The sequence below is a fragment of the Streptomyces sp. AF1A genome, from assembly GCF_047340315.1.
Taxonomy (GTDB): Bacteria; Actinomycetota; Actinomycetes; order Streptomycetales; family Streptomycetaceae; genus Streptomyces.
On record NZ_JBLEBI010000320.1, the window covers coordinates 1 to 3,489 of the forward strand.

Annotated in this window: 2 protein-coding genes; both read left to right on the forward strand. The window is 74.9% G+C overall.

Annotation, left to right across the window (positions count from 1 at the left end; translation table 11 throughout):
- On the forward strand, nt 1-1,878 hold a 1,878-nt coding region (locus ACLU3S_RS36295; protein ID WP_413956237.1), incomplete at its 5' end, for a LuxR C-terminal-related transcriptional regulator.
- A gap of 244 nt (nt 1,879-2,122) precedes the next feature.
- Nucleotides 2,123-2,911, forward strand: coding sequence for a S1 family peptidase (locus ACLU3S_RS36300; RefSeq protein WP_413956238.1), 789 nt, complete (start codon nt 2,123-2,125; stop codon nt 2,909-2,911).
- Nucleotides 2,912-3,489 lie beyond the last annotated feature (578 nt).

Genomic DNA, 3,489 nt, shown 5'->3' on the forward strand with positions numbered 1-3,489 from the left:
CAGGCCGCCGAACTCGGCCTGCTGGCCACCGAACCGGACGCCCCGGCCGTACGGTTCGCCCACCCGCTGATATCGGCCGCGCTGTACGCGGAGGCGCCCACGCACGAGCGGCGCGCCGCGCACGCGGCCCTGTCCACGGCCGCCTCCGACCCGATCGAGCGGGCCCGGCACCTGGCCCTCGCCACCACGGGCGCCGACCCCGAGGTCGCGGCCCGGCTCGCCGAGGCGGCCGCCCTCGCCCGCGACCGCGGGGCGCCCTCGGTCGCCGCCCAGCTGGGTCTGCTGGCCGCCCGGCACACGCCCGCCGACGGCGTGCCCAGCCAGGAGGAGCGCCGGCTGCAGGCCGCCGAGGACGCGATCACCGCGGGCGAGGTGGACCTGGCCCGGGACATCGCCCGGGAGGTGCTGACCCGGGCGACCGTGCCCGCCGACCGGGTGCGGGCCTGGATCATCGTGATCGACAGCGCGGGCCACACCATGGCGGAGGTCGACGCCGTCTTCCCGCAGGCCCTCGCCGACGCGGGCGACGACTCCCGGCTGCTGGCCCTCGTCCACTACCAGCTCGCGTGGCGGGCGCTGATCGTGGAGGGCGACTTCACCGAGGCCCGCGAGGCCGCCGCGCACGCCGCCGAGCTGGCCGCGCGCGGCAGGGACCGGCGCACCGAGCTGCTCTCGCTCGCCTTCCAGGCGCAGACCGAGACCCTGATGGGCCATCCGGAGGCACCCCGCACCATCAAGCGGGCCCTGAAGGAGCCCCAGGACCCGAGGGTGGCCTGGCATCACAACGGCGCGGGCAGCGCCCGGTTCCGCTGGCTGGTCATGGGCGACCAGCTGGCCGAGGCCCGGGCCACGGTCACGGCGCTGCTGCGCGAGGTCCGCCGGCGCGGCTCGGTGGAGAGCGAGGTGCACTTCCTGCGCGGCCTCGCCGAGACCGAACTGCGCGCAGGGCACTGCGGCCGCGCGCTGGAGCTGGCCCGCGAGAGCCTGCGGCTGGCCCGGGACTCCGGGATCGGCGAGACCGCCTCGGCGATGCTCACCTCGCTCGCCGAGGCGTCCGGCGGCGACGTCGACCGGGCCCTCGCGCTCGCCCGGGAGGCGGTGGAGCACGCCGAGGAGGACGGCGACCAGATGTACCTCTCCCGGGCCCTGGGCGCCCTCGGCTACGCCCAGTTGGTGGCCGGGGACCCGGCCGGCACGGTGCGCTCGCTGCGCCGGGTGCGCAGCCTGGAACTGGGCCTCGGCATCACCGACCCGGCCCGCGGCCGCTGGCAGGGCGATCTCGCCGAGGCACTGGTCCGGATCGGTGAACCGGCCGAGGCGCAGGACGTCATCGACGCCAGCCGGGAGCACGCGCTGCGGCTCGGCCGGGAGAGCGTGCTCGCGGTCCTGGACCGCTCCGAGGCCCTGGTGCGGGCCGCACAGGGCGACCTGGAGGCCGCCCTGTGCCGGCTGACCTCGGCTCAGTCCCGGCTCGGCAAACTCGGCTACGGCTTGGAGGAGGCACGGGCCGCGCTCGCGCTGGCCCGGCTGCGCGGCCGGCGCCCCGGGGGCGCCGCCGCGTTCGAGGAGGCCACCCGGCTGTTCCGCCGCTGCCGGGCGCTGCCCTGGCTCCGCCAGGTGGACGAGGCCCTCGACGGCGCCGGCGCGGAAGCGGAGCTGACCGTGCCGGACACCCTGGACGCGCTGGAGGGGCTGGCCGCGATGGAGCGTCAGGTCGCCGCGCTGGTCATGGAGGGCGCCACCAACCGGGAGATCGCCGCCCGCCTGTTCGTCAGCGTGAAGACGGTGGAGGCGACGCTGACCCGGGTCTACCGCAAGCTGAGGATCCGGTCGAGGGTCGACATCGTCCGATTGGCGGCGGCTCGACGGGCGCGCTGAGCGTCGCCCTTGTTAACTGATCCGGACCGAGGGTTTTCCCTCACCCAACCCCCTAGGGGGTTCCCTCATTGGGAGCCGAGGGTTCCGGGTCCTAGCGTGAAGGGCGTGCCGCTCGCCCGGGCATACGGGGGGTCGGTCCCTCCCCACTCTCGAGTTCGCTCGAGCGGGGGACCCCCGCCTCTCCGTCCACGACCCCCACACCCGCGCGACCCCCCACCGGTGCAACCCCCCACTGAGGAGACTCATGTTCGGGCCCAGACGTGTGAGACAGACCGCCGCGACCCTGGTGGCCACTGCCGCCGCGGCGACCGCGCTGCTCGCCTCCCCCACGGCAAGCGCCGCACCCCAGCCCATCGTCGGCGGTACGACCACCACCACGACCTCGTACCCGTTCATGATGCAGATCACGGACGCGTCCGGGAACCAGTTCTGCGGCGGCACCCTGGTGGCCGCCAAGAAGGTCGTGACGGCCGCGCACTGCATGGCCGGGGAGTCCACCGGCAGCGTCCGCGTGGTCGGCGGCCGCACCAAGCTCAACGGCACCGACGGCACGGTGAGCCGGGTCAGCAAGATCTGGATCGACCCGGACTACACGGACGCCGCCAACGGCAGCGACGTGGCCGTGCTGACCCTGTCGACGTCGATGCCGTACAAGCCGGTGTCGTACGTCTCTTCCACCCAGACGGGCGTGTACGCGGCCGGCACCACGGCCCGGATCCTCGGCTGGGGCACCACCTCGGAGAACGGCAGCTCCTCCAACCAGCTGCGGACCGCGACCGTGCCGATCGTGTCCGACTCCAGCTGCCGTTCCTCCTACGGTTCGGACTACGTCCAGTCCGACATGGTGTGCGCCGGATACAACTCCGGCGGCGTAGACACCTGCCAGGGCGACAGCGGCGGTCCCCTGCTCATCGGGGGCGTCCTGGCAGGGATCACTTCCTGGGGCGAGGGGTGCGCGGAGGCCGGCTACCCGGGTGTCTACACCCGGCTGGCCACCTTCTCGGACCTGGTGACCGCGCAGGTCCGCTCGTGACCCGGAAGATCTCCCGAGCACCCCTCGGGTAACGGCCAGGGGGGCGTTGCGAGCGACCACGAGCGGCCCGCAGCGCCCCCCTCTCCACGCGTGTGCCCGCGACGAGCCGGGGGCAACTCCTCGGCGCCGGCGGCGAAGCCGCTGAGCTGCCGCGGTTCCCCTGCGCCCGGCCGCGGGCGCCCGCGGCCCGGCATCCGCCCGTCGCCCGTGCGGCGCAGCTCGGTCGCCCCGTCCGGCACAGAGGTGTCGGCCGTCCGTACCGTCGGTACCGTCGGGCACAGAAGCGCCGCGCGTCGGTCGACCGTCGGTACCGTCGGGCACAGAAGCGTCGCGCGTCGGTCGACCGTCGGTACCGTCGGGCACAGAAGCGTCGCGCGTCGGTCGCCCGTCCGGCGCAGAGGCCTCGCGCGTGCGTCGACCGTCGGTCGCCCGTCCGGCACAGAGGCGTCGCCCGTCCGGCACAGAGGCGTCTCGCGTGCGTCGCCCGTCCGTCGCCCGGACGGGCTCAGCGTCGTACGACGTCCCCGAACCGGATGTCGTACGGCTGCGAGGGACGCCCGACCCGGAGCATCCGCTCA